The sequence below is a fragment of the Micromonospora sp. CA-269861 genome, assembly GCF_050948505.1.
GTDB lineage: Bacteria > Actinomycetota > Actinomycetes > Mycobacteriales > Micromonosporaceae > Micromonospora.
Map to the genome: position 1 here is coordinate 428,982 of NZ_CP192014.1, position 25,758 is coordinate 454,739.

22 protein-coding genes and 1 tRNA gene are annotated in these 25,758 nt (G+C 70.8%); 16 read left to right on the forward strand and 7 right to left on the reverse strand.

Features of this window, described 5'->3' with window-relative positions:
• Nucleotides 1-186 precede the first annotated feature (186 nt).
• The 8 genes from ACQP0U_RS02050 to ACQP0U_RS02085 all read left to right on the forward strand — a co-directional run bounded on the left by ACQP0U_RS02050 (nt 187) and on the right by ACQP0U_RS02085 (nt 10,277).
• Nucleotides 187-2,547: a sodium-translocating pyrophosphatase gene (locus ACQP0U_RS02050; protein WP_433315247.1), complete on the forward strand. Its 2,361-nt coding sequence runs from the start codon at nt 187-189 to the stop codon at nt 2,545-2,547.
• Nucleotides 2,548-2,650: 103 nt separating this feature from the next.
• Entirely contained in the window at nt 2,651-3,190 is a 540-nt protein-coding gene (locus ACQP0U_RS02055) for a hypothetical protein (protein WP_433315249.1), read from the forward strand.
• The gene (locus ACQP0U_RS02060; RefSeq protein WP_433315250.1) at nt 3,181-3,951 is read left to right on the forward strand and encodes a hypothetical protein; all 771 of its coding nucleotides are present in this window, start codon (nt 3,181-3,183) and stop codon (nt 3,949-3,951) included. Before ACQP0U_RS02055 ends, ACQP0U_RS02060 begins: the two co-directional genes overlap by 10 nt.
• Before the next feature lie 349 nt (nt 3,952-4,300).
• Entirely contained in the window at nt 4,301-7,141 is a 2,841-nt protein-coding gene (gene topA, locus ACQP0U_RS02065) for a type I DNA topoisomerase (RefSeq protein WP_433315252.1), read from the forward strand.
• Between the two features lie 101 nt (nt 7,142-7,242).
• Nucleotides 7,243-7,884: a TetR/AcrR family transcriptional regulator gene (locus tag ACQP0U_RS02070; RefSeq protein ID WP_433315254.1), complete on the forward strand. Its 642-nt coding sequence runs from the start codon at nt 7,243-7,245 to the stop codon at nt 7,882-7,884.
• Nucleotides 7,881-8,180 carry an antibiotic biosynthesis monooxygenase gene (locus ACQP0U_RS02075; RefSeq protein ID WP_433315256.1) on the forward strand — a complete coding sequence of 100 codons (300 nt, stop codon included), beginning with the start codon at nt 7,881-7,883 and terminating at the stop codon, nt 8,178-8,180. The genes ACQP0U_RS02070 and ACQP0U_RS02075 overlap by 4 nt, the downstream gene beginning before the upstream one ends.
• Nucleotides 8,180-9,169 carry an NADPH:quinone reductase gene (locus tag ACQP0U_RS02080; protein WP_433315258.1) on the forward strand — a complete coding sequence of 330 codons (990 nt, stop codon included), beginning with the start codon at nt 8,180-8,182 and terminating at the stop codon, nt 9,167-9,169. Before ACQP0U_RS02075 ends, ACQP0U_RS02080 begins: the two co-directional genes overlap by 1 nt.
• A 7-nt stretch (nt 9,170-9,176) precedes the next feature.
• Nucleotides 9,177-10,277 (forward strand): SGNH/GDSL hydrolase family protein, encoded by a 1,101-nt coding sequence (locus ACQP0U_RS02085; RefSeq protein ID WP_433315260.1) that lies wholly within the window; start codon nt 9,177-9,179, stop codon nt 10,275-10,277.
• A 15-nt stretch (nt 10,278-10,292) separates the two neighbouring features.
• Here ACQP0U_RS02085 and ACQP0U_RS02090 read toward each other — a convergent pair whose 3' ends face one another.
• A complete protein-coding gene (locus ACQP0U_RS02090; protein WP_433315262.1) occupies nt 10,293-11,609 on the reverse strand; it encodes a D-arabinono-1,4-lactone oxidase in 1,317 nt (438 codons plus the stop codon).
• 226 nt (nt 11,610-11,835) lie between these two features.
• Here ACQP0U_RS02090 and ACQP0U_RS02095 point away from each other — a divergent pair, with 226 nt between their 5' ends.
• Nucleotides 11,836-12,441, forward strand: a complete 606-nt coding sequence (locus ACQP0U_RS02095) for a TetR family transcriptional regulator (RefSeq protein WP_433315263.1) — start codon at nt 11,836-11,838, stop codon at nt 12,439-12,441.
• A gap of 38 nt (nt 12,442-12,479) precedes the next feature.
• Here the strand turns inward: ACQP0U_RS02095 and ACQP0U_RS02100 are convergent, their stop codons facing one another.
• Nucleotides 12,480-13,685 (reverse strand): amino acid deaminase/aldolase, encoded by a 1,206-nt coding sequence (locus ACQP0U_RS02100; RefSeq protein WP_433315264.1) that lies wholly within the window; start codon nt 13,683-13,685, stop codon nt 12,480-12,482.
• A gap of 344 nt (nt 13,686-14,029) precedes the next feature.
• On the opposite strand from ACQP0U_RS02100, the gene tmk reads away from it, so the two are divergent.
• The 6 genes from tmk to ACQP0U_RS02130 all read left to right on the forward strand — a co-directional run bounded on the left by tmk (nt 14,030) and on the right by ACQP0U_RS02130 (nt 19,996).
• Nucleotides 14,030-16,093: a dTMP kinase gene (tmk, locus tag ACQP0U_RS02105; RefSeq protein WP_433320553.1), complete on the forward strand. Its 2,064-nt coding sequence runs from the start codon at nt 14,030-14,032 to the stop codon at nt 16,091-16,093.
• A complete protein-coding gene (locus ACQP0U_RS02110; protein ID WP_433315266.1) occupies nt 16,093-17,355 on the forward strand; it encodes a DNA polymerase III subunit delta' in 1,263 nt (420 codons plus the stop codon). The genes tmk and ACQP0U_RS02110 overlap by 1 nt, the downstream gene beginning before the upstream one ends.
• 122 nt (nt 17,356-17,477) lie before the next feature.
• The gene (locus ACQP0U_RS02115) at nt 17,478-17,807 is read left to right on the forward strand and encodes a YbaB/EbfC family nucleoid-associated protein (RefSeq protein WP_007454690.1); all 330 of its coding nucleotides are present in this window, start codon (nt 17,478-17,480) and stop codon (nt 17,805-17,807) included.
• 1 nt (nt 17,808) lies between these two features.
• Entirely contained in the window at nt 17,809-18,114 is a 306-nt protein-coding gene (locus tag ACQP0U_RS02120; RefSeq protein WP_433315268.1) for a hypothetical protein, read from the forward strand.
• Nucleotides 18,114-18,794: a hypothetical protein gene (locus ACQP0U_RS02125; protein WP_433315270.1), complete on the forward strand. Its 681-nt coding sequence runs from the start codon at nt 18,114-18,116 to the stop codon at nt 18,792-18,794. Before ACQP0U_RS02120 ends, ACQP0U_RS02125 begins: the two co-directional genes overlap by 1 nt.
• Before the next feature lie 362 nt (nt 18,795-19,156).
• The gene (locus ACQP0U_RS02130) at nt 19,157-19,996 is read left to right on the forward strand and encodes a PSP1 domain-containing protein (RefSeq protein ID WP_433315272.1); all 840 of its coding nucleotides are present in this window, start codon (nt 19,157-19,159) and stop codon (nt 19,994-19,996) included.
• A 146-nt stretch (nt 19,997-20,142) separates the two neighbouring features.
• On the opposite strand, the gene ACQP0U_RS02135 is transcribed toward ACQP0U_RS02130, so the two are convergent.
• A complete protein-coding gene (locus ACQP0U_RS02135; protein ID WP_433315273.1) occupies nt 20,143-22,029 on the reverse strand; it encodes a metallophosphoesterase family protein in 1,887 nt (628 codons plus the stop codon).
• Nucleotides 22,030-22,041: 12 nt separating this feature from the next.
• Between ACQP0U_RS02135 and ACQP0U_RS02140 the strand changes: the two genes are divergently transcribed.
• Nucleotides 22,042-22,115 (forward strand) — tRNA-Thr (locus ACQP0U_RS02140).
• Nucleotides 22,116-22,380: 265 nt separating this feature from the next.
• Here ACQP0U_RS02140 and ACQP0U_RS02145 read toward each other — a convergent pair.
• The 4 genes from ACQP0U_RS02145 to ACQP0U_RS02160 all read right to left on the reverse strand — a co-directional run bounded on the left by ACQP0U_RS02145 (nt 22,381) and on the right by ACQP0U_RS02160 (nt 25,089).
• Complete coding sequence (locus ACQP0U_RS02145; protein ID WP_433315275.1) at nt 22,381-22,599, reverse strand: hypothetical protein; 219 nt, start codon at nt 22,597-22,599, stop codon at nt 22,381-22,383.
• A gap of 248 nt (nt 22,600-22,847) precedes the next feature.
• Nucleotides 22,848-24,113, reverse strand: a complete 1,266-nt coding sequence (locus tag ACQP0U_RS02150; RefSeq protein WP_433315277.1) for a glycosyltransferase — start codon at nt 24,111-24,113, stop codon at nt 22,848-22,850.
• Nucleotides 24,114-24,121: 8 nt separating this feature from the next.
• A complete protein-coding gene (locus ACQP0U_RS02155) occupies nt 24,122-24,742 on the reverse strand; it encodes a tetratricopeptide repeat protein (RefSeq protein WP_433315279.1) in 621 nt (206 codons plus the stop codon).
• Complete coding sequence (locus tag ACQP0U_RS02160) at nt 24,739-25,089, reverse strand: hypothetical protein (protein WP_433315280.1); 351 nt, start codon at nt 25,087-25,089, stop codon at nt 24,739-24,741. The genes ACQP0U_RS02155 and ACQP0U_RS02160 overlap by 4 nt, the downstream gene beginning before the upstream one ends.
• Nucleotides 25,090-25,758 lie beyond the last annotated feature (669 nt).

Sequence of the window (25,758 nt, forward strand, 5' to 3'; positions counted from 1 at the left end):
ACCTCCAACACTGTGGAGGGCTACAGTACCCGGGTTGTCAGCAAGTGACCCATCCCGCAGCCAGCGGGTATGGGTGGTCATCGCTGGTCCGCTGGTGGGTTGGCGCGCGCTTGCGAGTCCGCATCCAGGCGTCGGTCAGTGCGTCTCCACTCACCGGCGCGATTGTTCGGTAACAGGAGGACACAGATGTCCGAGACCTTGGCCGCCGACGGCGGCGGGCTTTCCCTTACCGGAAGCAATGTCACCTACGTCGTCATCGCCGCGGTTGTCGCGCTGGTGGCGCTCGGTTTCGCTGCCGCCCTGACTAAAACGGTGCTGGCCGCTGGTAAGGGCACCGAGAAAATGCAGGAGATCTCGGGGGCCGTCCAGGAGGGCGCCTCGGCCTACCTGCTTCGTCAATTCCGCACGCTGGCGATCTTCGTCGTCATCGCCGTCGTGCTGCTCTTCCTGCTTCCGGTGCACGACACCGATGGCAGTGAGCTCGCGGTGAAGATCGGCCGCTCACTCTTCTTCGTGGTGGGCGCCCTCTTCAGCGCGTTCATCGGTGGCGCCGGCATGTGGCTGGCCACCAGAGCCAACCTGCGTGTGGCCGCCGCCGCGAGGGAGCGGGCGGGCGGCCGCGAGGCGGCCATGAAGATCGCTTTCCGGACCGGCGGCGTCGTCGGCTTCTTCACCGTCGGCCTCGGCCTCTTCGGTGCCGCGCTCGTCGTTCTGATCTACCGGGGTGACGCGCCCACCGTGCTGGAGGGCTTCGGCTTCGGCGCCGCGCTGCTCGCGATGTTCATGCGGGTCGGCGGCGGCATCTTCACCAAGGCCGCCGACGTCGGCGCCGACCTGGTCGGCAAGGTCGAGCAGGGCATCCCCGAGGATGACCCGCGCAACGCCGCCACCATCGCCGACAACGTGGGCGACAACGTCGGGGACTGCGCCGGCATGGCCGCCGACCTGTTCGAGTCGTACGCGGTGACGCTCGTCGCCGCTCTGATCCTCGGCCGCGCGGCGTTCGGCGAGGAGGGCCTGGTCTTCCCGCTGATCATCTCCACCATCGGCGTGCTGATCGCGATCGTCGGCGTCTTCATCACCCGGCTGCGCGCGACCGACCGCAACGCCCTGACCGCGATCAACCGGGCCTTCTACCTGTCGGCTGGGCTCTCCGCGGTGCTGGTGGCGATCGCCGCCTTCGCGTACCTCCCGGCGACCTTCGGTGAGTTCGACAGCGGCCTCACCGACGCGCCCGGCAACCCCCGGTTGGTGGCCATCGGCGCAGTCGTGATCGGCATCGTGCTGGCCGCCGCGATCCAGGCGCTGACCGGCTACTTCACCGAGACCAACAGGCGACCGGTGCAGGACATCGGCAAGAGCTCGCAGACCGGTGCGGCCACAGTGATCCTGGCCGGCATCAGCATCGGCCTCGAGTCGGCGGTCTACTCGGCGCTGCTGATCGGCGCCGGCGTCTTCGGTGCCTTCCTCCTCGGCGGCAGCTCCATCACCCTGTCGCTGTTCGCTGTGGCGCTGGCCGGCACCGGCCTGCTCACCACTGTCGGCGTGATCGTCGCGATGGACACCTTCGGGCCGATCTCCGACAACGCCCAGGGCATCGCCGAGATGTCCGGTGACCTCGACGAGCACGGCGCTCGCACGCTCACCGAGCTGGACGCGGTCGGCAACACCACCAAGGCGATCACCAAGGGCATCGCGATCGCCACTGCGGTGCTCGCGGCGACCGCGCTGTTCGGCTCCTACACCGACTCGCTCAGCAGCGCGTACGCGACGGCTGGCGTGAACGACGTCGGGACGGAGATCCTCAACTCGCTGAACGTGGCGAACCCGCGCAACCTGGTCGGTCTGATCATCGGCGCGGCGGTGGTCTTCCTCTTCTCCGGGTTGGCCATCAACGCGGTGTCCCGCTCGGCCGGTGCCGTGGTGATGGAGGTCCGCCGGCAGTTCCGTGAGCTGCCCGGCATCATGGACGGCACCCAGCGCCCGGAGTACGGCAAGGTCGTCGACATCTGCACCCGGGACGCGCAGCGCGAGCTGATGACCCCCGGCCTGCTCGCCATCCTGGCGCCGATCGCTGTCGGCTTCGGCCTCGGGCCCGGCGCGCTCGCGGCGTATCTGGCCGGTGCGATCGGTGCCGGAACCCTGATGGCGGTGTTCCTGTCCAACTCCGGTGGGGCCTGGGACAACGCCAAGAAGCTGGTCGAGGACGGCGCGTACGGCGGCAAGGGCTCCGAGGCGCACGCCGCCACTGTCATCGGCGACACCGTCGGTGACCCGTTCAAGGACACCGCCGGCCCGGCGATCAACCCGCTGATCAAGGTGATGAACCTGGTCTCGCTGCTGATCGCTCCCGCCGTGGTGGCCTGGAGCGTCGGCGACGAGCGCAACGTCGGCCTGCGGGTCGGCATCGCGCTGGTCGCGACGCTGATCATCGTGGCGTCGGTGGTGTTCAGCAAGCGCAAGGGCATCGCGATGTCCGACTCGGACGCCGATGGCAACACCGGCGCGGGCAGCACCGATCACCGCCCGGAGACGGTCAACGCCTGACCCACGAAGGGCCCGGGGTCCCCGGTCGACGTAACGCGTCGACCGGGGACCCCGGCCGTCCGGCCCGGTGCCACACCTGGCCAAAGGCCGTACGCTGCAACGCATGCGTACGTGCCGGGCGTCTGCCGCCGGAAAGCTCACGGTGGTCCTGGCCACGATCGTCGTCCTGGCCGGCTGCGGCGGAGGCCCCAGCCCACGGGCCTGGGCGGCCTCGGTCTGCGGCGCGCTCACCCCGTGGCGCTCCGAGATCAACAAGCTGACCAGCAGCACTGACGAGCAGATGACCGCGCAGACCACGCCGGCGCAGGCCAAGGAGAACCTGGTGCGGCTCTTCGACGGGGCGGAGCAGGCCAGCGAGGCCGCGCGCCGCAAGGTGGAGAGGGCGGGTATCCCGGAGACCGACAACGGCGAGGCCATCTCCGCGGGTTTCCGCAGCTCCTTGGGGAAGATGCGGGACGCGTACGGCCGCGCCCGGGACACCATCGACGGCCTGGGCACCGGCGAGCCGACCGTCTTCTACGACGGTGTACGGGCCGCCGTGGCGACCCTGAACACGGAGTACGACGCCAGCGCGCTGGACACCAGCAAGCTCAACTCCGAGGAGTTGAAACAGGCATTCGACGAGGTGCCGGAGTGTCACTGAGCGGGCTCGGTGACACCGGGAAGGCGCCGCCGCCCCCGGCGCTGTTCCCCGCGCCCGAGTCCGACACGCCCACCTCCGGGCGACGCCGCGGCGGCGCGCCACGGAGCGACCCGGCGCAGAGCGGTCCGGCGCAGAGCGGCCCGGTGCCGAACGGCTCCCGCCAGGGTGACGACGCGGGCCGGCAGCTCGTCTTCTTCGGCGCGGACGCGGCCGAGCCGACCGTCGCCGACCTGGCCGGGCTGCTCGCCGGGCCGGGCGAGGCGGTCCGGATGGGCGGCACCGCTCGTCTCTCGGTGCAGGTGGACGCCGCCTGGCGGGTGCACGTGCTCGTCGCCGAACTGGCGTCGCGCGGGCTCGCGGCGAGCTGGGAGCCGACCGAGGGCGCGCGACACGCCGTTCGTACGTCGTACACCCGGGTCTTGAAGCCGCTCGCGGTCGCCTGGCTGCACGGTTCGACGAAACGCCCGCCGGCTGCCTTCCACCTGACCGGCCGGCGGTTGCGGCTGTGGCTCGCCGCGGCCGGGACGCCGGAGCCCCCCGACAGCTTCCTGTTGCGGCTGGGCGACGACGACGACCAGGAGTGTTGGGAGTCGATAGGCGTCGCGCTGGCCGCAGCCGGGCTGGCCGGGGCGCTGCTCGGCCCGGGTGACGGCGGCCCGGCGTACCGGATCACCGGCCGCCGTCGACTGGCCCGCCTCGCCGAACTGGTCGGCGGGGCGCCGGCCGCAGCGCCGACCGGCGCCTGGCCGACCGGGCCCTGAATCGGTCATTCCACCCAGGTTGGGGGCGGCGGCCGGGTGTCTGGTGCCGGACAGCCGCCGGGTCGATCCAGGCGGAAAACGGGCGGGTCGGACCTCCGTCTTGGGTCCGCCATCGTCACAGTGACCCGCTTCGAGCCCTACCCACGGTGTACGGTGGCGCCGTCCGGCAGTGCCGAGCGCGGCGGGGCGGTGTCGACCGCCGCGTCGAAGCGGTTTGTGGCCCGCGAAACCCGAAACGCGGGCGGCGCGTTACGTTGGACATCCGGACCGCCGGTGCGACGGCGGGGTCGAAAGCGGTCGCTGTCCGGGCGCCGGCAGGCCACGAGCAGGAGTGAGGTCGGGGAGAGACGTGCCAAGCAACGCTGGAACCACCCGTCTGGTCATCGTCGAGTCACCGGCGAAGGCCAAGACGATCTCGGGCTACCTTGGCCCGGGGTACGTCGTGGAGGCCAGCTTCGGTCACGTCCGCGACCTGCCGCGCAACGCCGCCGATGTGCCGGCCAAATACAAGAAGGAGCCCTGGGCCCGTCTCGGGGTGGACGTCGACAACGGCTTCCAGGCGCTCTACGTCGTCTCCGCCGACCGGAAGCAGCAGATCAGCAAGCTGGTGAAGCTGGCCAAGGAGGTCGACGAGATCTTCCTGGCGACGGATGAGGACCGCGAGGGCGAGGCGATCGCCTGGCACCTGGTCGAGACGCTCAAGCCCAAGGTGCCGGTCAAGCGGATGGTCTTCCACGAGATCACCAAGCCGGCGATCCAGGCGGCGGTGGCGAACCCTCGGGAGATCGACCGCGATCTGGTCGACGCCCAGGAGGCGCGCCGGATCCTCGACCGCCTCTACGGCTACGAGGTCTCCCCGGTGCTGTGGAAGAAGGTCATGCCGCGGCTCTCGGCGGGCCGGGTGCAGTCCGTGGCGACCCGGATCGTGGTCGAGCGGGAACGGCAGCGGATGGCCTTCCGCACCGCTGAGTACTGGGACATCCTGGCCACCCTCGCGGTGGCCAACGCCGGCGAGGGCCCGCGTGCGTTCAACGCCACACTGATCGCCCTGAACGGCGACCGGATCGCCACAGGTAAGGACTTCGAGCCGACCACCGGTCGTGTCCGGGCCGGCGCCGGCGTCGTGCACCTCGACGAGAGCGGGGCCCGGGGTCTCGCGGCCCGGCTGGAGGGGCGGCCGTTCACCGTCACCCGGGTCGAGGAGAAGCCCTACCGCCGTCGCCCGTACGCGCCGTTCATCACCTCGACCCTCCAGCAGGAGGCGGCCCGCAAGCTGCGCCTGTCCTCGCAGCAGACGATGCGCACCGCGCAGCGCCTGTACGAGAACGGCTACATCACCTATATGCGTACCGACTCGGTCAACCTGTCGGAGACCGCCATCTCGGCGGCCCGCCGACAGATCGTCGAGCTGTACGGCGAGCGCAGCGTTCCGCCGGAGCCGCGCCGCTACACCGGCAAGGTGAAGAACGCGCAGGAGGCGCACGAGGCGATCCGCCCGGCGGGGGACAACTTCCGTACCCCGGGCGAGGTGGCCAAGGAGCTGTCCGCCGAGGAGTTCAAGCTCTACGAGCTGATCTGGCGGCGCACCATCGCCTCGCAGATGACCGACGCGGTCGGCTCCAGCGTGTCGGTGCGCATCCGGGCGGTCTCCACCTCGCAGGAGGAGGCCGACTTCGGCGCGACCGGCAAGACCATCACCGACCCGGGCTTCCTGCGCGCGTACGTCGAGTCCAGCGACGACGAGAACGCCGAGGCCGAGGACGCCGAGCGCCGGCTGCCCACCCTGGTCAAGGACCAGCCGCTGACCGCCGACGAGCTGGCCGCGCAGGGCCACCACACCCAGCCGCCGTCGCGCTACACCGAAGCGTCGCTGGTCAAGGCCCTGGAAGAGCTGGGCATCGGCCGCCCGTCCACCTACGCGTCGATCATGCAGACGATCCAGGACCGGGGGTACGTCACCAAGCGCGGGCAGGCGATGATCCCGACCTTCCTGGCCTTCGCGGTGATCGGGCTGATGGAGCGGCACTACCCCCGCCTGATCGACTACGACTTCACCGCCACCATGGAGAACGAGCTGGACGAGATCGCCGGCGGCGACCACGCCGCCGTCGACTTCCTGACGGCGTTCTACTTCGGCAGCTCCAACGGTGCCGGCGACCAGGACATCGCCCGTTCCGGCGGGCTCAAGAAGCTGGTCACCGAGAACCTCAGCGACATCGACGCCCGCAGCGTCAACTCCATCCCGCTCTTCACCGACGACGACGGCCGCGAGGTCGTCGTGCGGGTCGGCCGGTACGGGCCGTACCTGCAACGGGAGCTGCCCGGCGGCGAGCAGCCGGCACCGGCCGCAGCCTCGGGCGAGGGCGAGGAGGGCGGCACCCAGGGTGACCGGGCGCCGATCCCCGAGGGCCTGGCCCCGGACGAGCTGACCCCGGAGAAGGTGCACGAGCTGTTCCTCGGCGGCAGCGGCGAGCGCAAGCTCGGCGACGACCCCGGCACCGGCGAGCCGATCGTGCTCAAGTCCGGCCGGTTCGGCCCGTACGTGTCCAGCGGCGAGCGGAAGTCGTCGCTGCTGCGTACGCAGACTCCGGACTCGCTGACCCTGGAGGAGGCGCTCAAGCTGCTCAGCCTTCCCCGGCTGATCGGTGTCGCGCCGGACGGCGTCGAGGTCTTCGCGAACAACGGTCGCTACGGCCCGTACGTCAAGCGGGGCGAGGAGTTCCGTTCGCTCGAGTCCGAGGACCAGATGTTCACTGTCGGTCTGGACGAGGCGCTGGCGCTGCTGGCCGCCCCGAAGGCACGTGGACGGCGCGCCGCGGCACCGCCGTTGCGCGAGATGGGCGTGGACCCGGCGACCGAGAAGCCGTTGGTGATCAAGGACGGCCGGTTCGGCCCGTACGTGACCGACGGGGAGTTCAACGCGTCGCTGCGGCGCGGGCAGACGCCGGAGGCGTTGAGCATCGAGGAAGCGTCCGAGATGCTGGCCGAGAAGCGGGCGAAGGGTCCGGCGCCGCGGAAGAAGGCGGCGGCGAAGAAGGCGCCCGCGAAGAAGGCCACTGCCACCAAGAAGACGGCGGCTGCCAGCAAGTCCACGGCCGCGAAGAAGACCACGACGGCCAAGGCGACGGCGGCGAAGAAGGCTCCGGCGAAGAAGGCCGCCCCGCGCAAGGCCGCCACCAGCACGGAGTAAGCCGCCGCAGTCCCCGGTGTTTCCGATCACCCTGAGCTGGTGTCCTTCGCCGTTTCGCCGGTACCGCCGTACCGTATGGTCATGCCGAAGATCTGCACAGCGTGCCCGTCGGGGTCGGGATGATCCGCAAGAGGCGTGCGGGCGGGGAGAAGCGGGAAGCGGTTCTCGACGCCGTGGCCGCCGTGCTGGCGGCCCGTGGCTACGAGAACACCCGTTTCACGGACGTCTCGGCGGCCGGCGGCGTCGCGATCAGCACGCTGCAGACGTACTTCGGCTCACGCGAAGACATGATCATCGAGGCCATGCAGGTGTTCACCGACCGGGAGGTGGAGGCCCTGCGGGCGGTGTCCACCGCCGAAGCCGATCCGTGGCGGCGACTCGTCGCGCTCGTGGACCGGAGTCTGCACAACTCGGAGAGCACGAGGCAGATCCTTGTCGAGTTCTGGCGTTCCGCGATGCGCGATGACGAACTGCGCGACTACAGCGCGACAGTGCAGGAGCGGTACCGGGCGCCCTTCCTGGCCGCCGTACGGGAAGGGGCGGCGCGGGGCGTCTTCACGCTGACCCACGACGCCGAGGCGGTGACGGACCTCCTGCTCGCGGCGTTGGCCGGTCTGATCATCTCCCGCGTCCAGGACCATCCCACACCCACGACATTCCGCGAAGTCCTGCTGGCCCAGCTCAGGCAGATGCTGGGCGTCAACGGCTCCGAGCCAACACCCGAACGGATTGAGGAACGATGACCACCGTCGAGATCACCCGTTTCCGCGTCCCCGCCGAGCGTGCCGACGCTCTGCTGGCAGCGCGGCCGGCGATGCTGCGTGACTTCCAGACCGACCGTGCCGGTTTCCTCGACGCGCGACTGATCCGGCTCGCCGACGACGAGTGGCTGGACATCGTCTTCTGGGGTTCGTCCGAGGACTTCGCCGAGTCCCGCCGCCGGGGCGGGGACCGGCCCGGTATCCAGGCGTTCTTCGCCCTGATCGATTCGGTGATCAGCACGGAGGAGGGCACCACCACCGACGCGGTAGGCGCGTGATGCGCGCCGCGTGGTACGACCGGCAGGGCCCGGCGCGCGAGGTGCTCCAGGTCGGTGAGCTGCCCGATCCGTGGCCGGGGGAGGGTGAGGTCAGGGTCCGCGTGTCGGTCTCCGGGATTCACGTCGGTGACCTGGGTAAACGGCAGGGCTGGTGGGGATCCACGATGATGTTCCCCCGGGTCGTCCCGCACGGTGACGGCGCCGGCGTGATCGACGCGGTCGGGCTGGGTGTCGACCCGTCGCGGATCGGCGAACGGGTCTGGGTGTATCTCGCGCAGTCGTACCGACCGTTCGGGACCGCCGCCGAATACACCGTGGTGCCCGCGCGGCACGCCGTGCCGCTGCCCGCCGGTGTGCCGGACGAGCAGGCGGCCGGACTGGGCATCCCCGGCATCACCGCCCATCGGGCGATCTTCGCCGACGGGTCGGTGACCGGTCAGCGGGTCCTGGTCACCGGGGCCCTCGGCGCGGTCGGGCGGGCCGCGCTGGCGGTGGCCCGCAGGGACGGTGCCATCGTCATCGCGACGGTACGAACTCCGGACCAGGTCGAACACGCGCTGGCTGCCGGCGCGCACCACGCGCTCGACACCGCCGGTGGGGACGTGGCCAGCCGGATCCTCGCGTACACCGGCGGCGAACCGATCGACCGGGTGGCCGAGTTGGCGTTCGACGCGAACGTGGCGACCGACCTGGAGGTCCTCCGTAACGGCGGCGTGATCGCCACCTACGCGACAGGCGCGGCCGAGCCGACCATCCCGTACTGGCCGCTCGGGTTCAAGAACATCACGGTCCGGTTCCTCAGCAACGACGACTTCCCTGAGTCGGCGAACGAGGCCGCCGCGAGCGACCTGACCGCCGCGCTGGCCGACGGTGACCTGTCCTACCCCATCGCCGCCCGGGTGCCGTTGGCGGAGATCGACAGGCGCACGAACTGGCCGAGCGCAGCTCAGCCAGAGGCCGGATCGTCCTGGACATCTGAAGGGCCCTGAAACGACCATGATCTGGACCGCCGGTTTTCGTACCGCTGTGCTCAGCCCCTATGAGCAGCTTCAGTTCAGCGAACCCCGGAGCTTCGTCGACCAGACCGTTCGTCAGGTGTTGCACCTGGCCGGGGGTGGGCAGGCTCTCCGGCTACGGCTGACGAACCGCTACGGCCGTACCCCGCTGACCATCGGGGCGGCCACTGTCGGCGTTGGCGGCGAGCTGGTGGCCCTCACCGTCGGTGCTGCCGAGCGCTGGGTCGTCCCGGCGGGCGAGGAGGCCGTCACCGACCCGGTCGACCTCCCGGTCACTGCCGGCACGGATCTGGTCGTGAGTCTCTACCTTCCGGAGCGGACCGGCCTGGCCACCCATTCCCACAAGCCGGCCGAGGTCGCCCGGATAGCGGCAGGCAATCAGGTCAGGCAGGCCGTACTGCCGGGGGCGGAGCAGGTCGAAGCCCGGTTCTACATCTCGGGCGTCGACGTGCTCACCCCACCGGGCACCGCGATCGCCGTGGCGTTCGGAGACTCCTGGTTCGAGGGGGTCGGCACCACGACGAGCGCCAACCATCGCTCGGTCGACTTTCTCAACAGGCGTCTGCGCCGCGGGTGGGTCGTCAACCAGGGCATCGCCGGAAACCGTCTGCTGCGCGACGGCGTGGGGGAACACGCGCTGGCCCGCTTCGACCGGGACGTGCTCTCGGTGCCGGCCGTGACCCACGTTCTGGTCCACTTCGGCATCAACGACCTCGGTCTGCCCACCATGCTGGGCGAGCCTCCGGTCACCGCAGCCGCCCTGGTCGACGGCTTCCGCGCGCTGGCCGACCGTGCCCACGGCGCCGGCCTGCGGATCGTCGCCGGCACCATCGGCCCGTTCGCCGGGGCAGGCCCGGAGATCAGCACACCTCAGGGCCTCGCCACCCGGCGCGAGGTGAACGACTGGATCCGTACGACTGACGCCTTCGACGCCGTCTTCGACGTGGCGCGAGCTGTCGCGAACCCCGATGCCCCCGACCACATCCATCCCGCGCTGGACAGCGGTGACGGCATGCACCTGAACGACAGGGGCGCCGAGGCCATGGCCGCCGCCGTCAACCTGGACGACCTCGCGCTCTAGCGTGAGACGACGCCGTCAGGCCCCGAGGACGTGGTTCAGATGGGGGCTGCTGAAGACGCGGTCAGGGTCGAGCCGGTCGCGCAGGGCCTGGAAGTCCGCGAAGCGGGGGTACGCCGTGGCCAGCGAGGCCGCGTCGCGGTAGTGCAGCTTGCCCCAGTGCGGGCGACCGCCCAGCCCGGCGGCCACCTCCTCGAACGCCCGGAAGTACGGCTCGTACGGCATGCCGACGTACTGGTGCACGGCGATGTACGCGTTGTCCCGGCCGTAGCCGTGCGACAGCCAGATGTCGTCGGCGGCGGTGAACCGCACCTCCACCGGGAAGAGCACCTTGAAGGGCAGGCCCTCCACGATCCGTTGGAGCGCGGCGAGGGCCTCGGGCAACGCCTCGCGGGGCAGGCCGTACTCCATCTCCACGAAGCGGACCCGGCGCGGGGTGCAGAAGACCCGGTCGGAGCGGCCGGTGTACTGGCGTTCGGTGAGGGCGCGCGCGGAGACGGCGCTGATCCCCGGGGCCAGCGCGGGCACGGCCCGACCGAGTCGGCAGGCGCCGGCGAAGACCCTGTTGGACAGGAAGTCGTCGTCCAGCCAGCCGCGCCAGCGCGACAGCGGCCGGTCGTTGGCGGGTACCCGGTCGTTGGCCTTGACCTGGACCCGGGACGTGTACGGGAACCAGTAGAACTCGACGTGGTCGTGCCGGCCGATCAGGGCGGGCAGTTCGCCGAGCACGTCGGCCAGCGCGGCCGGGCGTTCGTGGGCGCGGAGGACGAAGGCGTCCACGCAGCGCAGCGTCACCTCGACCAGGACGCCGAGCGCGCCGAGTGACACCCGGGCGGCGGCGAGGACGTCGGGATGCTCGTCGGCGGAGCAGCGCAGCACCTCGCCGGTGCCGGTGATCAGGGTGATCGCCTCGACGAAGGTGGAGAGGCACCCGTAGCCGGCCCCGGTGCCGTGGGTGCCCGTGGAGATCGCGCCGGCCACCGTCTGCGCGTCGATGTCGCCGAGGTTGGGCAGCGCGAGGCCGTGCCGGGCGAGCAGGCCGTTGAGCGCGTGCAGGGTCATTCCCGCCGGAACGGTGACCAGCCGCTGTGCGACGTCCACGCTGACCGTGGTGTCGAGATCGGACAGATCCATCCGGCGGTCGTCGGCGAGCGCGACGGCGGTGAACGAGTGACCGCTGCCCGTCACCCGGATCCGAGCGCCGTCGGCCACGGCGGATCGGACGGCTTCTGCGACGTCGGTCGGCGAGCCGGGACGCAGGATCGCGCTGGCGCTGCCACGCTGGTTCCCGGCCCAGTTGGACCATCCAGCCCCGAGCGGTGCGGTGCGGACCATGCGCGCTCCTCATTCATGAATATGAACTGACTTCATATCAGGAACGTTCTAGCTGGTAAATACCGCAATTGCGATCCGCTCGTTGTACCGGTAGTCACGGACTCGTGACGTGGAGATATGTTCATCCGTCGAAGGGGGGTGGCGCAGAGTGTCCACACCAGCCGCCACGACCGGGCCGCTGCGCCGCGTACCGGTGCAAGGTCGAAGTGTCGCGCGGGTACAGCGCATGTTGGATGCCTGCGCCGAACTCGTCGACGAGGTCGGGTACGAGGGGCTGACAACCACCCTGCTCGCCGAGCGGGCCGAGGTGGCGATCGGGTCGGTCTACCAGTTCTTTCCAGACAAGCGGGCGATCGTGCAGGCGTTGACCCTGCGGACCATGGAGTCCTACCTCCAGCGCCTCGACGAGCGGTTCGCGTCCGACGAGATGACCCACTGGTGGGACGGCGTCGACGCGGGCATCGACGAGTACATCACGATGCACCGCACCGTCCCCGGCTTCCGTACCCTGCACTTCGGCGACGTGGTCGACCTGCACCTGCTCGACGAGCAGCGGGACAACAACGGCGTGATCGCCGACCAGTTGGCCCGGGTGCTGACCGAGCGTTTCGGGCTCACCGACGTGCCCAAGCTGCGCTTCGTGCTGGAGATCGCGGTCGAGGCGGCGGACGCGCTGATCAAGCTCGCGTTCCGCCGGAAGTCCGACGGCGACGAGCGGGTGCTGCTGGAGGCGAAGGCGCTGATCCGGGAGTACCTGCACCGCCAGGTCGACGGCCCGGACAACGGCCGGTCCACCGCCGGGAAGCAGGCCGAGGCGGCCCAGCCCGTCTGAGCCGGCGGGGGGCGCGGGCCTCGGCCGGCTGGCCGGCCTCAGAGGAAGGCCCGCCCCTCACCCCGGTAGGTGGGGACGGTCGCCACGACCGCGTCCCCCTCGATCAGGTGCAGCTCGTTGACCCGTTCACACAGCTCACCTGCCTTCGCATGCCGGAACCACACCCGGTCGCCGACACGCAGATCGGCCGCCGCCGCTCCGGACAGCGGAGTCTGCACCTCACCGGCGCCCTCGGTGCCGACCAGCTTCAGCCCCGCCGGCAGCCACGGCCGGGGCAGTCGACTGTCGGCGGCCGGGCCGGAGGCGATCCAGCCGCCACCGAGCACCGTCGCCAGCTCCGGCGTCGGCCGGCGGACCACCGTGCAGGCGAAGAACGCCGCCGGGGTGGGCCGCCAGGCGCGGTACGCGTCGAACAGCGTCGGCCCGTACAGGCCCGATCCCGCGGTGACCTCGGTGACCGCGGGATCGGCGCTGGTCGCGGCCACGCTGCCGGTGCCACCACCGTTGACGAACTCCAGGTCGGCGTGCTCGCGTACCGCGGCGACCGCCGCACCACGGCGGGCCAGCAACTCGCGGTACGACCCACGCTGGGCCAGCCTGATCGCGCCGGCCAGCAGCGTCTGCCCCGGCGGCGCGTCGCCGAGGCCGGCGATCTGCGCCTCGTACGACATGAGCCCGACCAGCCGGAAGCCGGGTCGACCGGCGACTGCGGCGGCGAGCGCGCCGGCTGCCCGCGCGCTGTGCACAGGTGAGCGGCGGACGCCGACGTGCACCCCGCGCAGCGGCCGCCAGGAGGCGTCCAGGTCCAGGCAGAGCCGCAGTTCGGAGCGCTGCCCCGGGGCCCCGACGGTGTCGATGAGGTCGAGTTGGCCGGTGCCGTCGATCATCAGGGTGATCGCGGCGGCGAGCGTCGGGTCGGCGCCCAGCTCGCCGAGGGCGGCCCGGTCCGCGCTCGGGTACGCGACGAGCACGTCGTCGCTGACGCCGGCGCGGACCAGCCAGATCGCCTCGGGCACTGTGAACGCCATCACGCCCTGCCAGCCGGGCCGTGCGAGGGCCCGACTGATCAACTCCCGACTGCGGACCGACTTGCTGGCGAGGCGGACCGGCTTTCCGGCGGCGCGCTCAGCCAGGGCGGCCGTGTTGGCGTCGAAGGCGGTGAGATCGACCACCGCGTACGGGGGGTCGAGGTGGGCAGTCGCCCGATCCAGGCGCTCGCGAAGTTTGTCGCTTTCGATGGCCACGTGTGCACGCTAACTGTCTGACGGAGAATGCGAAATACCCTCGCGTACGTCCGGGCTGCGGCCGGTGCCTTCGGCGGCCTAGGCTCAGCGAGCAGGAGAATGTCGCCCGGGGGGTGGCCCCCCACCGGGTCTAGAGTGTTGCACCGGAGGTGCCCAGCGATGGGCCGGCACGTGGAGGTACGGCCATCGAAAGCCAGAACAGCGGCGAGTCGCCCGGCGTGTCGCGCTCCGGCGACCAGTCGGGCAACGCCGCCAAGCAGCCCAACGGCGGTCAGGTTGATCCGTCCGGTTATGCCGCGATTCGCTCCGTGCTGCGCATCCGGCCGTTCCGCCGGCTCTGGATCGTGCTCGGCGCGGCCTCCTTCGGTGACTGGCTCGGCCTGCTGGCCACCGCCCTCTTCGCCGCCTCGCAGGTGCAGGGCAGCACCGCCCAGGGCGCCGCGTTCGGCGGGGTCACCGCGATCCGGCTGCTGCCCGCGCTGGTGCTCGGCCCGGTGGCCGGCGTCTTCGCCGACCGGTTCGACCGGCGCTGGACGATGGTCATCTGCGACCTGCTGCGCTTCGTGCTCTTCGCCTCCATTCCGCTCTACGCCCTCAGCGGCGCCGCAGGCGGCCTGGTGGTCGGCTGGGCGCTGATCGCCACCTTCCTGATCGAGTCGCTCACCCTGCTCTGGATCCCGGCCAAGGAGGCCGCGGTCCCCAACCTGATCCCGCGCGCCCGGCTGGAGGCCGCCAACCAGCTCACGCTGATCACCACGTACGGCCTCACCCCGGTCGCCGCCGCCATCGGCCTGGCCGTGCTCGACCGTGGCGTCCGTGGTGCCGTCGGCGGCGACCTGCCCTCCTGGGCCGAGCCGGCCCAGCTCGCACTCTGGTTCAACTCCTTCTCCCGGCTCGCCACCGCGTTGGTGGTGGCATTCGGGATCAAGGAGATCAGCGAGGCGCAGCGCGGCGAGGCGGAGCGTGCCGAGCAGAGCATGTTCCGGCAGTTCTCCGAGGGCTGGAAGTACATCGGTCAGACCCCGCTCGTCCGCGGCCTGGTGCTGGGCATCTTCGGCGCGTTCGCCGGCGGCGGCATCGTGGTCGGCACGGCCAAGTTCTTCGCCAACTCGCTGGGCGCCGGTGACGCCGCGTTCTCGCTGCTCTTCGGCGCGATCTTCGTCGGCCTGGCGCTCGGCATCGGGCTCGGCCCGATGGTCGTCAAGGAGATGTCCCGGCGTCGCTGGTTCGGCATGAGCATCGTGCTGGCCAGCGCCGCCGTGATGACCCTCGCCTTCGCCATCCACCTGTCCATGGCGATCGTCGGCGCGGTGCTGGTCGGCGCCGGTGCCGGGATGGCCTTCCTGGCCGGCACCACCCTGCTGGGTGGAGAGGTGGCCGACGAGGTGCGCGGCCGGGTCTTCGCGGTGGTGCAGATCGGCACCCGGCTGGTGCTGATCCTGGCCATCGGGCTGAGCAGCGTGTTGGTCGGTGTCGGTGGCTCGCGCAAGCTGGAGATCGCCGATCTCGGCATCTCCGTCTCCTCCACCCGACTGCTGCTGCTCGCCGCCGGTGCTGCCGGCATCTTCGCCGGGATCAGCGCGTTCGGCCAGATGGACGACAAGAAGGGCGTCCCGGTCCTCGCCGACCTGTGGGGCTCCATCCGGGGTCGTCCGCTGATGCCCTCCGAGCCGTTCGTCTCCGCCGGGCTCTTCGTGGTCTTCGAGGGCGGCGAGGGCGCGGGCAAGTCCACCCAGCTCACCGCGCTCTCCGAGCGGCTGCGCGGTCACGGCCGGGAGGTCGTGGTCACCCGCGAACCGGGGGCCACCGGCGTCGGCCGGCGAATCCGGTCGCTGGTGCTGGACACCTCCGGCGACGACGCGCCCTCCCCCCGGGCCGAGGCGCTGCTCTACGCCGCCGACCGGGCGCACCACGTGGCCACCGTCGTCCGCCCCGCGCTCGTTCGAGGCGGCGTGGTGATCAGCGACCGGTACGTCGACTCGTCCCTGGCGTACCAGGGCGCCGGCCGGACCCTGCCCGTCGACGAGGTCTCCTGGCTCTCCTCCTGGGCCACCGGTGGGCTCAAGCCCGACCTGGTGGTGCTGCTGGACGTCGAGCCGCGCACCGGCCTGTCCCGGGTGGCCTCGCGCAACACCGGCACCGACCGGCTGGAGGCCGAGTCGATAGCCTTCCACGAGCGCGTCCGGTACGCGTTCCTCGACCTCGCCGCCGCCGACCCGAAGCGCTACCTGGTGCTCGACGCGTCCCGGCCGGTCGACGAGATCACCGCTCTGGTGGTCCGACGGGTCGAGGAGATGCTCGGCAAGCCGGGCGGCATCGTGCACCCGCGGCCGGCGCAGGGCCCGGACACCTCGGTGCAGCCTGAGTTATCCGACGCGGAGCTGGTGACGATGGAGCACAAGACCTGATGCCTGACGTCTTCGCCGACCTGGTCGGTCAGGACGAGGCGGTGGTCGAGCTGCGCCGCGCCGCCGCCGCAGCCGCCGCCGTGCTGCGTGCTGGCGCGGCCGCGTTGGTCACCGCCGGCCCGGCCAGCGGTGACGCGTTCGCTGCCGACGACGCCGCGACCGGCGCGGTGGATCCGTCCGCCGGAATGACGCACGCGTGGATCTTCACCGGACCGCCCGGCTCCGGCCGCTCGGTCGCCGCGCGGGCGTTCGCCGCCGCGCTCCAGTGCGTGCACGGCACCGGCTGCGGTGCGTGCCCCGGTTGCCACACCACGATGGGCGGCACCCACGCCGACGTTCGGATGGTGGTGCCGGAGGGGCTCTCCATCGGCGTCGGCGAGATGCGCGCGCTGGTCCTCCGCGCGGCCAGCACCCCGTCCGGCGGACGCTGGCAGGTGGTTGTCATCGAGGACGCCGACCGGCTCACCGAGGCCGCCGGCAACGCGCTGCTCAAGGCGATCGAGGAGCCCCCACCGCGGACGGTCTTCCTGCTCTGCGCGCCGTCCACCCACCCGGACGACATCTCGGTGACCATCCGGTCGCGCTGTCGGGTCGTACCCCTGCGGCAGCCGCCGGCCGACGCGGTGGCCGAGGTGCTGGTTCGTCGGGACGGCATCGCGCCCGACGTGGCGCAGTGGGCGGCGGCGGCCGCCCAGGGCCACGTGGGTCGGGCCCGCCGGCTGGCCCGCGACCCGGAGGCCCGCAAACGGCGCGAGGCGGTGCTCGCGGTGCCACGCCGGTTGACAGGTGTCGGCGCGGCGTTCGACGCGGCGTCCGCGCTGATCGAGGCGGCCGAGGCGGAGGCCGAGGCGTCGGTCACCGAGGCCGACACGACCGAGCGGGCGGCACTGGAGACCGCGCTCGGCGCGGGCGGCACCGGCCGGGGCGCGGCCGGTGCCATGCGGGGTGCCGCCGGGCAACTCAAGGAGTTGGAGAAGCGGCAGAAGTCCCGGGCCACCCGGGCCCAGCGGGACGCACTGGACCGGGCGCTCGTCGACCTGGCGGGCTTCTACCGGGACGCGCTCACCATGGCCCTGCGCGCACCCGTCGCCCCGGTGCACACCGACACGGCCGCGCTCGCCGGGGCCGGCGCGCAGAAGTGGGACGCCGAGGGGTCGCTGCGCCGGCTGGAGGCCGTGCTTGCCTGCCGCGCGGCGATCGAGGCGAACGTCAAGCCGCGGATCGCGGTGGAGGCGATGATGCTCGCCCTCTGGAAGGGCTGACCCCGCACTTCCCGGCGTTGTCCACAGGCATCGACAGGCCCGATTCCGGTGCGGTACGGTCCGTGTGCCGTGGTGACGGTGACAGCACACTGAGTGATGGATCACCCGGGAGGAGTCGGCCGATGCCGCGGGGGGAGATCGACGAAGCCTGGATCGAGGAGGCGGTGCGACGCTACCGCCGGATCGAGTCCCTCCAGGCCGAGTTCGACCAGGCGGTGTCGACCGTCGAGGTGACCGTCCGCTCGCCGGACGGCCTGGTCGAGGTGGTGGTCACCGCCGGTGGGCGGATCACCGACGTCCGGTTCCTCGGGCCGCTGCACACCCGCAGCCCGCGCGACGTGGCCGGCTCCGTGCAGGCCGCGGTCACCGCTGCGGCCGACGCCGCCGAGTGGGCCCGGGAGAAGCTGCACAACGAGACGTTCGCCGCCTACCGACCGCTCGCGGGGGCCTGAGATGGACACACTGCGCGCGCTCGCCGCCCGACTCGACGAGGCGAGCGCCACGCTCACCATGGTCTCGCACACCGTCACCGCCAGCGATCCGGCCCAGGCCGCGTTCGGCTCCGACGCGCCGGGCCGCCCGGGCGAGATCGGTCGGGCGCTGCACCGGCAGTGGACCACCGCCACCGACGACCGGGCCCGGGAGGCCCGCGCCGCCGCCGGTCGACTGGCCGCCGCCGCAGCGGCCGTTCGGGAGGCCGCCGACCGCTACGCCGAGGTCGACCGGGCGGCCCGTCGACGGCTCGCCGGGGAACCGTGATGGACGCGCTGGACCGGCTCGCCGAGCCCGGCCTCGACCTGCTCCGCCGGGTCGACACGCTGATCGCGGCAGGCGTCCCCGAGGGGCACCGGGTCTGGCCGCTGCTGCGCCGCATGCAGGTGCTGCCGGGCGACGCGGTCCGCAGCTTCCTCGACCTGCACCCGGTGCCGCTCGCCAGCGCCGGCCACGCGGTGCGCCGGCTCGTCCGGGGGTACGACGACGTCTCCGCCGCGCTCACCGACTCGGTGCTCTGGTCCGGGCCGGCCGCAACGGCGTACGGGCAACAGCGGGCGGCGCTGCTGCGCCATCTCGACGAAGGACCGGACAGCCTGGTCGGGCGACTCGAATCCACCGCCGGTTACGCCGACGCCCTCGCCGACTGGGTGGAGGGCAGCCGTCTCGCGCTGGCCCGCACGTTGGCCGACGTGCTCCGCTCGGCCGAGGCGGTCGCCGTGGTCGCCGCCACCGCCACCGGTGCGTCAACACGCCCCGGGCCGGTCGGGCCCGGTGTGGCCGACGCGGCCGAGATCGCCGCGCGGGTGCTGGCGGTCCTCTGCGTCGCGTACGACGGCGCGGAGACGCTGCTGCGCCAGTGGGCGCCGAGTCTGGCCGAGTCCGCGTGGCGTCCACCGACCGACGGTCGACCCCGCTACGACCAACCCACCCGGGTCGGCTGGTAAATCGGTTACGGTCCTCCGGCGTTGCCGCGTTGCCCCGGACCGGGGTCCTCCGGCGCTGCCCCGGACCACGGTCGTCCGGCCGCGTTGCCTCGGACAGGCCACGGCGTCGCTCGCGGGCGCCTGACCTGAGCCGGCGCCCACGGCGACGCCGTGGTCTTCCCCCTGCACCCCCCGCAGGTCTGCCTCCACTCAACGCCGCCGAGGCACGTCTTGTCTCCTGCCCGGCCCCGGATTCAACCGTCCGGGCGAGGAGCAACGGCACGACGGGACGCCCGGCAATCGGTCAAGTCGACGGTCATGAATGGCAGCGGGGCGTAGCCGGCCGGTGCGCTCTGCGCCGCGACGCGTCGTAGGGTGGGGGGATGGGCATGCTCTGCGCGGTCAGCTTCAACCGGTACGGGCGGCTCTACTACCTCGACCCGGGCGAGTTCCGTCCGCAGGTGGGCGACCGGGTGCTGGTGCCCACCGACGACGGGCCCGAGGTGGCGGAGTGCGTGTGGGCCGCGCAGTGGGTGACCGAGGACACCGACGGCTTCCCGCGCCTGGTGGGGCTGGCCGGCGACGAAGACCTGCGCCGGGATGAGGCGTTGCGTCGGCGCAAGGCCGAGGCGAAGGTGGCCGCCAAGCGGCTGATCCGCTCGCACGGCCTGCCGATGAAGGTGGTGGCTGTCGACCATGTGCTCGGCTCCGCCGAGAGCGGCGGTGAGCGCAGCACCGTGTACTTCACCGCCCCGCACCGGGTGGACTTCCGTTCCCTGGTCCGCGACCTGGGCGCGACCCTGCACTGCCGGGTGGAGCTGCGCCAGCTCTCCGCACGCGACTCGGCGCGGGTGCAGGGCGGCATCGGCTCCTGCGGTCGGGACCTGTGCTGCGCCACGTTCCTCACCGACTTCGAGCCGGTGACCATCCGGATGGCGAAGGACCAGGACCTGCCGCTCAACCCGCTGCGCATCTCCGGCGCGTGCGGCCGGCTGATGTGCTGCCTCAAGTACGAGCACCCGCTCTACCAGCGCTTCCAGGAGACCGCGCCGGCGGTCGGCAGCCGGGTCTCCACCCCGGAGGGTGATGGCCGGGTGGTCGGCCACAGCGTCCCCCGCGACGCGGTGACCGTACGCCTGGACGCGGACGGCTCGCGCTCCATGTGCTCCCGCGCCGACGTCTGCGGCTCCCGCCAAGCCCACAACCAGCAATACACCCCCTAACCCACCCCGCCCTCGGCCCCGCGCGTCCCCCCGGCCCCGCCCGTCCCGCGTTGATCATGAAGTTATTGCCATCCCGGCCGGCGTGTCTGGGCAATAACTTCATGATCAACGGCGGTGGGGTGGGGTGGGGGTGGGGTGGGAGGGGGTTAGCGCAGGACTGTGGGGGGTTCGGTTAGGTGGGGGGTCAGGGGGGACTTGGGGATCAGCCAGCTCCTCGTGGGGGACTGGTCGGGGTTCACCTGCCAGTCGCGGGCCACCCGGTCCACCCCCACCGGGTAGATGGTCAACGTTCCGTCCGGGTCGATGCGCAACCGCAGGAACGACTTGGAGTCCTCGATGCCCTGGCCGGCGAAGAGTTCGTTGACGTTCACCCCGAACGAGCCCGCCACCAGCAGGTACGCCGCCACCAGCTGGCTGGCGACCAGGCCGATCACCGGGCCGTAGAGCACCGCTGCGGCGGCTGCCGGCAGCGGCCACGGCCAGTCGTAGAACGGCAGCGCCAACCACGCCCAGGTGCCGGCCGCAGCGAGGGCCACCTGCGCCACGCCGTGGCCCACACCGAGGATCCAGTGCCGCGCGTGGCGCTTGCCGCTCGCGCTCGGCGGCTTGGCGAACAGGGCCGCCGCCAGCACCGTCACGAGCACCATCACCACCAGCGGGACGCTGAACAGCCGCTGGTCGGTGCTGTCGGCCCAGTTCGCCGTCGCACCCGCCATGGCCAGCATCAGCAGGGTGTGCAGGGTGCCGAGCAGGGTGGTGAAGCCGGGATTGCGGAACGGCAACCGGGGGAAGATGCCCCAGCCGTAGCGGCGGGACCGCGCGGCGTCCGGGTAACGGGCCACCAGGTCGTACGGCTGGGCGGAGCTGGCCTTGCGGGCCAGCGTGTCCCGCGGTGGCACCTCGATGCGCTCCGGCAGCTTGTGCGTGGGGTAGAGGTACGCGCCGCCGCCACCGCAGGTGATCAGCTCCCGGTCCGGCCCGGAGTAGCGGGCGTAGTGGTGCAAGTCGCCGGAGAGCAGCAGCCGCACCCGCGCCCCGGTCGGGTCGATGATCGTGCGGATGAAGTAGTCGATCGAGTCGTACGCCGTGGGGTTGTCGACGGCCTTGACCCAGGTGGGCGCCGGCGCCGCGATGATCACCTTGGACTCCGGACCGAGCCGCCGGGCCACCTCGTCGAAGTAGGCCAACTGCGGGTCGTCGAGGTACGAGCCGGACTGGTCGTCCACGCCGAGCAACCACCAGCCGGCCGGCAACTCCACGGCAAAGTACGACCGGGACTGCCCGGTGCCCCAGCCCGCGAAGTTGCGGTCCCGGGAGCGGACGAACAACCGCAGGAACGCGGTGAGGCCGTCGTACCAGTCATGGTTTCCTGGAACCGCGAAGAGCGTGGGCTTCTCGGCCGGCGCCACCGGCAGCGCGGCCTGGTAGGGGCCCTTGCAGCGGTCCTCGTACGCGGCGTAGGCCGCCGACGGGTACACCTGGTCGCCGCCCATCACCAGGGTCTGCGCCCGGGGCAGGCGGTGCCCGTCGATGGTCAGCTCGGGCTGCGCCAGCAGGTACGCCACCGAGTAGGTGGCGTTGAACCCGTCACCCAGGTCGGCCACGTAGTCGAGCCACAACCCTCCGTCCGACCCGACCTGGCGGAAGACGCCGTCGCCGAACGCGTTCTGCAACTCGCGCTTGTCGAGGTACGCCCCGAAGAGCACGGCCAGCAGCGTCCGGATGCCGGTGCTGATCAGCAGAAACGGCGCCAGCCACGGAACCGGTTTGCGCGGCGTGAAGCCCAGCTCCAGCGGGTCGGTGCTGCGCGGCCGATGGGAGACACGTTCACCAGCCGGCGCGCGGTCGGGGCGTTCGGTGGGCTCGTCCTGACGTTCAGGATGGTCGCGTTCGTCGCTCACCCGCCGCAGCGTAGTCCCGGCCCCGATGATCTGCTGTCCGGTAAGCGTCCAGATGGCGGCCGATGTCCGGTTGGTACTGGCAGGCGCGGCGGGGGTATCCCGTTCGGTCGGTGCCGCACGGGTGCCGTACACTTGCTGATCGTTGCCGCCTTAGCTCAGTCGGCTAGAGCGACGCACTCGTAATGCGTAGGTCGACGGTTCGATTCCGTCAGGCGGCTCGGTAAGAAGCCCAGGTCATTGGCCTGGGCTTCGCCGTTTTCCAAGATCGATCAGGTCGCCGCTGTGAACCCGTTCTCGCCCAGCCAGGCAGCCACCTGCGCCGGCTGACGGCGACGGACGTGCACGTTCATGGGGTGGTCGCCGAATGGGTCGAGGCTGCGTCTCGCGGGGGTGTGACTCTTCGGACTCCCGGCCCCGACTGGGACCACACGGCCTGGTCCGCCAGGGCGGTCATCGTTCTCGAAGCAGCGGAGGAGCTGACCCCTACCGCAGCATGTCCGCGTCGCCCGTTTCCTGATCGACGGCCACCCGCAGCGGCCATCCGAAACTCACCACGTGGCAACGCCGCGCACCGGTCACGGTCGCCACCTGCTCGACGGTCACCCCCTGCACGTCCGGCAGTTCGCGCAGACCTTGACGCTCGTCGAGGCGGCGGGCCAGGAATCGCATCGCGATCTGGACCGCCTCATCACTGTCAACCACGAGACGACAGTACGTAGTGGAGGTCCAACCCGGTACCCATGGACCGTCGCCTCCGTCGTATCCCGAGCCATAGTCGAGGCAGTACCTGAGGAGCCGACCGGGATCGCCGTGGCCCTATAAGCCCAACGAATGATCCGGTCGAGCGATGGACCGCGGGTGGGCTACGTGATGTCGTGATCCACGTTCCCGAGCGATAGGTTCCGACGTGACCGGACACTGCGGGCACCTTCTGTCAGTGCGCGCGGTGGTCATATGTTCAGCAGGCCGCCGTTGCGCAGGGCGTCGTCCTTGATCGCGATGAGATTCGCGGAGACGTACGGGATGTTGTGCGCCTTGTGCCATTCACTCGGGAAGTACGTGACCAGCCGCGACGCCTGAAATCGGCATGTGATTTCAGGTACGAACCGAGAATATTTGGCGTCCGTGAAGTACCAGAACGAGTTTTCGTTGTAGAACGCCACGTGCGTCGGGTCCTGGTAGGCCCCTCGACCGTCGGTGCTGGGGGTAAGCGACAGCAGCATCCCGTTCGGTGCGAGCAATCGGTACAGCTCGTTGAACAGCGCGATCTTGTCCGGGATGTGTTCCAGGAAGTCCACCGCCCGAATGACTCCGACGCTGTTGTCCGGCAGGTCGACACCCTTCGTGATGTCGCAGACGATGTCGACACCCGACCCGTCGTGGTAATCCAGACCGAGATAGCCTTCCGGCTTGTTGTGGGCGGCGCCCAGGTCGAGCGCCAGTAGTCCCTGCCGCCGCGACCAGGCCAGCACATTATGTTGAATGTTCCGGTCGTAGATCTCCACCGTGCGCTGCTGGATGCGGGCGTTGACATCTGGGATGCGCTGCGTGTTCTTGGCATGCATGCGTTGGAGGTAGAGACATTTCTGAATGTGATGGAACTCGCTCACCTGGTACATCCGAGCCATGAGGTCGGCGTCGTCCGCGACGTCGAGCGACTCGTCGTACCCGCCGACCTTCTCGTAGATGTCCCGGCGGAATGCCCGTACATGGTTCGGTGCGTACCAGATGTAGCTCACATTGTGCGGCGTCGGCGGCAACGCCCGACAGACCAACACTTCGCGGCCGTCCACCTTCTCGTCGTAGTGCCGCCAGCCGAACGAACTCGCGAAACGGTCTTCGCAGCGACTGCCGTCCTCCTGGATCTGCGCGGTGTCGCTGTAGACGAACCCCACCTCCCTGTTGGAGTCGAAGGCGTCGACAATCTCTTGCAGACAGTCGCTGCTGAGCAGATCGTCGTCGTCAAGCTCGACCAGGATGTCCCCGGCAGCCTCGGCGCAGGCGTACCCCTTCACGGCGCCGACGCCGTTCAGGCCGTCCTGGACAATGAGCCGGATCCGATCGTCATGCCTCTCGGGTCGCCAACGTGACCCCTGATTGAGGATGACCACCCACTCCCAGTCGGTGAAAGTCTGCGCGACGAGTGATTCGAAGCATTCGTCGATGAAGCGGGTGCGGTTGCTCCCCGTGAACACCGTTACGCGAGGTGTACGCATTGAGGCACTCACCTACCCGCCGGAGTCGAGGACCGATCGGTAGGGGTTGTGCGGTACTTCGCCGGAACGGCTGAGGTGAGCCCCTTGTCCAAGCGGATCGCGGACTTGAAGGCGTCCCGCGCTGCCGCGTCCTCACCGGATTGGGACAGCAACATGCCCAGCCGGAGGTAGGCGGTTGACGACTTGTTGTCGATCGACACGAGCTTGCGGTAGATGTCTATCGCCGTCGTCGGCGCCTTACCCTCCAGAGCGATGGCCTTATTGTAGAGGGCCGGCTTGTAGTTGGCGTCGGCCGCCAGTGCCTTGTCGTAGTTGCTGAGCGCCTCGTCGGTCTGGTTGCGAGACTGGGCGATGTAGCCCAGGTTGAACCAGGCGAACTTGTTGTCGGCCTCGGCGTCCAGCAGCTTCTCGAAGGTGGTCTTCGCCGCGTCGAAGTTGCCGGCTTGGCCCTGCTCGACACCGAGCTTGAGTAGATCCTCGGGCGTAGCTTCGGGGCTGCCGCTGGCCTTGTCGGTGTTGCCGGCGTTGTTCGTCTGTGGCTTGTCGGCTGGCTTGTCGCTGCATGCCGTGACTCCGGTCAGCAGGACGGCGCCGCAGGCGAGCGACCCGAATATCTGACGCATGCTCATTTCTCCTCCTCGACGATAACGGGGCGGCTCGACCTGCTGTTCGGCCGGTTGGCCTCGCTACTGTTGGCCGCCTCCCGGCCCGACGTGTTGGACGGCGCCCTCAATACCAGCGGTGTGGCGAGTGAAATACAGGAGACCCAGATGTCGGCGCCTCCGCCGGTAAAGGTGAACTGGTAGCCACTGGTCGAGAGTGGCTGGATGAGCACCGGGTTCACGCCTGCGCCCGAGAGCTGATATCCGGTTCCGACAGCAATGTCTCCGGGCTCACAGCCGAAATTGACAGGGGTATCGGCGATTACGGTCAGCGGACCCTGGATGTAGGCGGCCTGGATGCCGTTGCCCGCCACGCCCTGCGGGCCTTGGGCGCCTGTGGCGCCCTGCGGTCCTGGTACGCCCTGCAGGCCCTGCGGTCCTTGTGCCCCCGTGTCTCCCTGGGCGCCCTGAACTCCCTGGGCACCTTGGAAGCCTTGAACACCTTGTGCGCCCGCGTCGCCCTGCGCACCTTGTGCGCCCTGGAAGCCTTGGGCGCCGGTGGCGCCTTGTGCGCCTGCGTCGCCTTGCGGGCCTTGGGCGCCGGTGGCGCCTTGGAAGCCTTGTGCGCCTTGCACGCCTGTGTCGCCCTGTGGGCCTTGGGCGCCGGTGGCGCCTTGTGCGCCTGCGTCGCCTTGCGGGCCTTGGGCACCGGTGGCGCCTTGGAAGCCTTGGAAGCCTTGTGCGCCTTGCACGCCTGTGGCGCCCTGTGCGCCTGCGTCGCCTTGCGGGCCTTGGGCGCCGGTGGCGCCTTGGAAGCCTTGGGCGCCTTGTGCGCCTGCGTCGCCCTGTGGGCCTTGAGGGCCGGTGGCGCCTTGTGCGCCTGCGTCGCCTTGCGGGCCTTGGGCGCCGGTGGCGCCTTGGAAGCCTTGGGCGCCTTGTGCGCCTGCGTCGCCCTGTGGGCCTTGAGGGCCGGTGGCGCCTTGTGCGCCTGCGTCGCCTTGCGGGCCTTGGGCGCCGGTGGCGCCTTGGAAACCTTGGGCGCC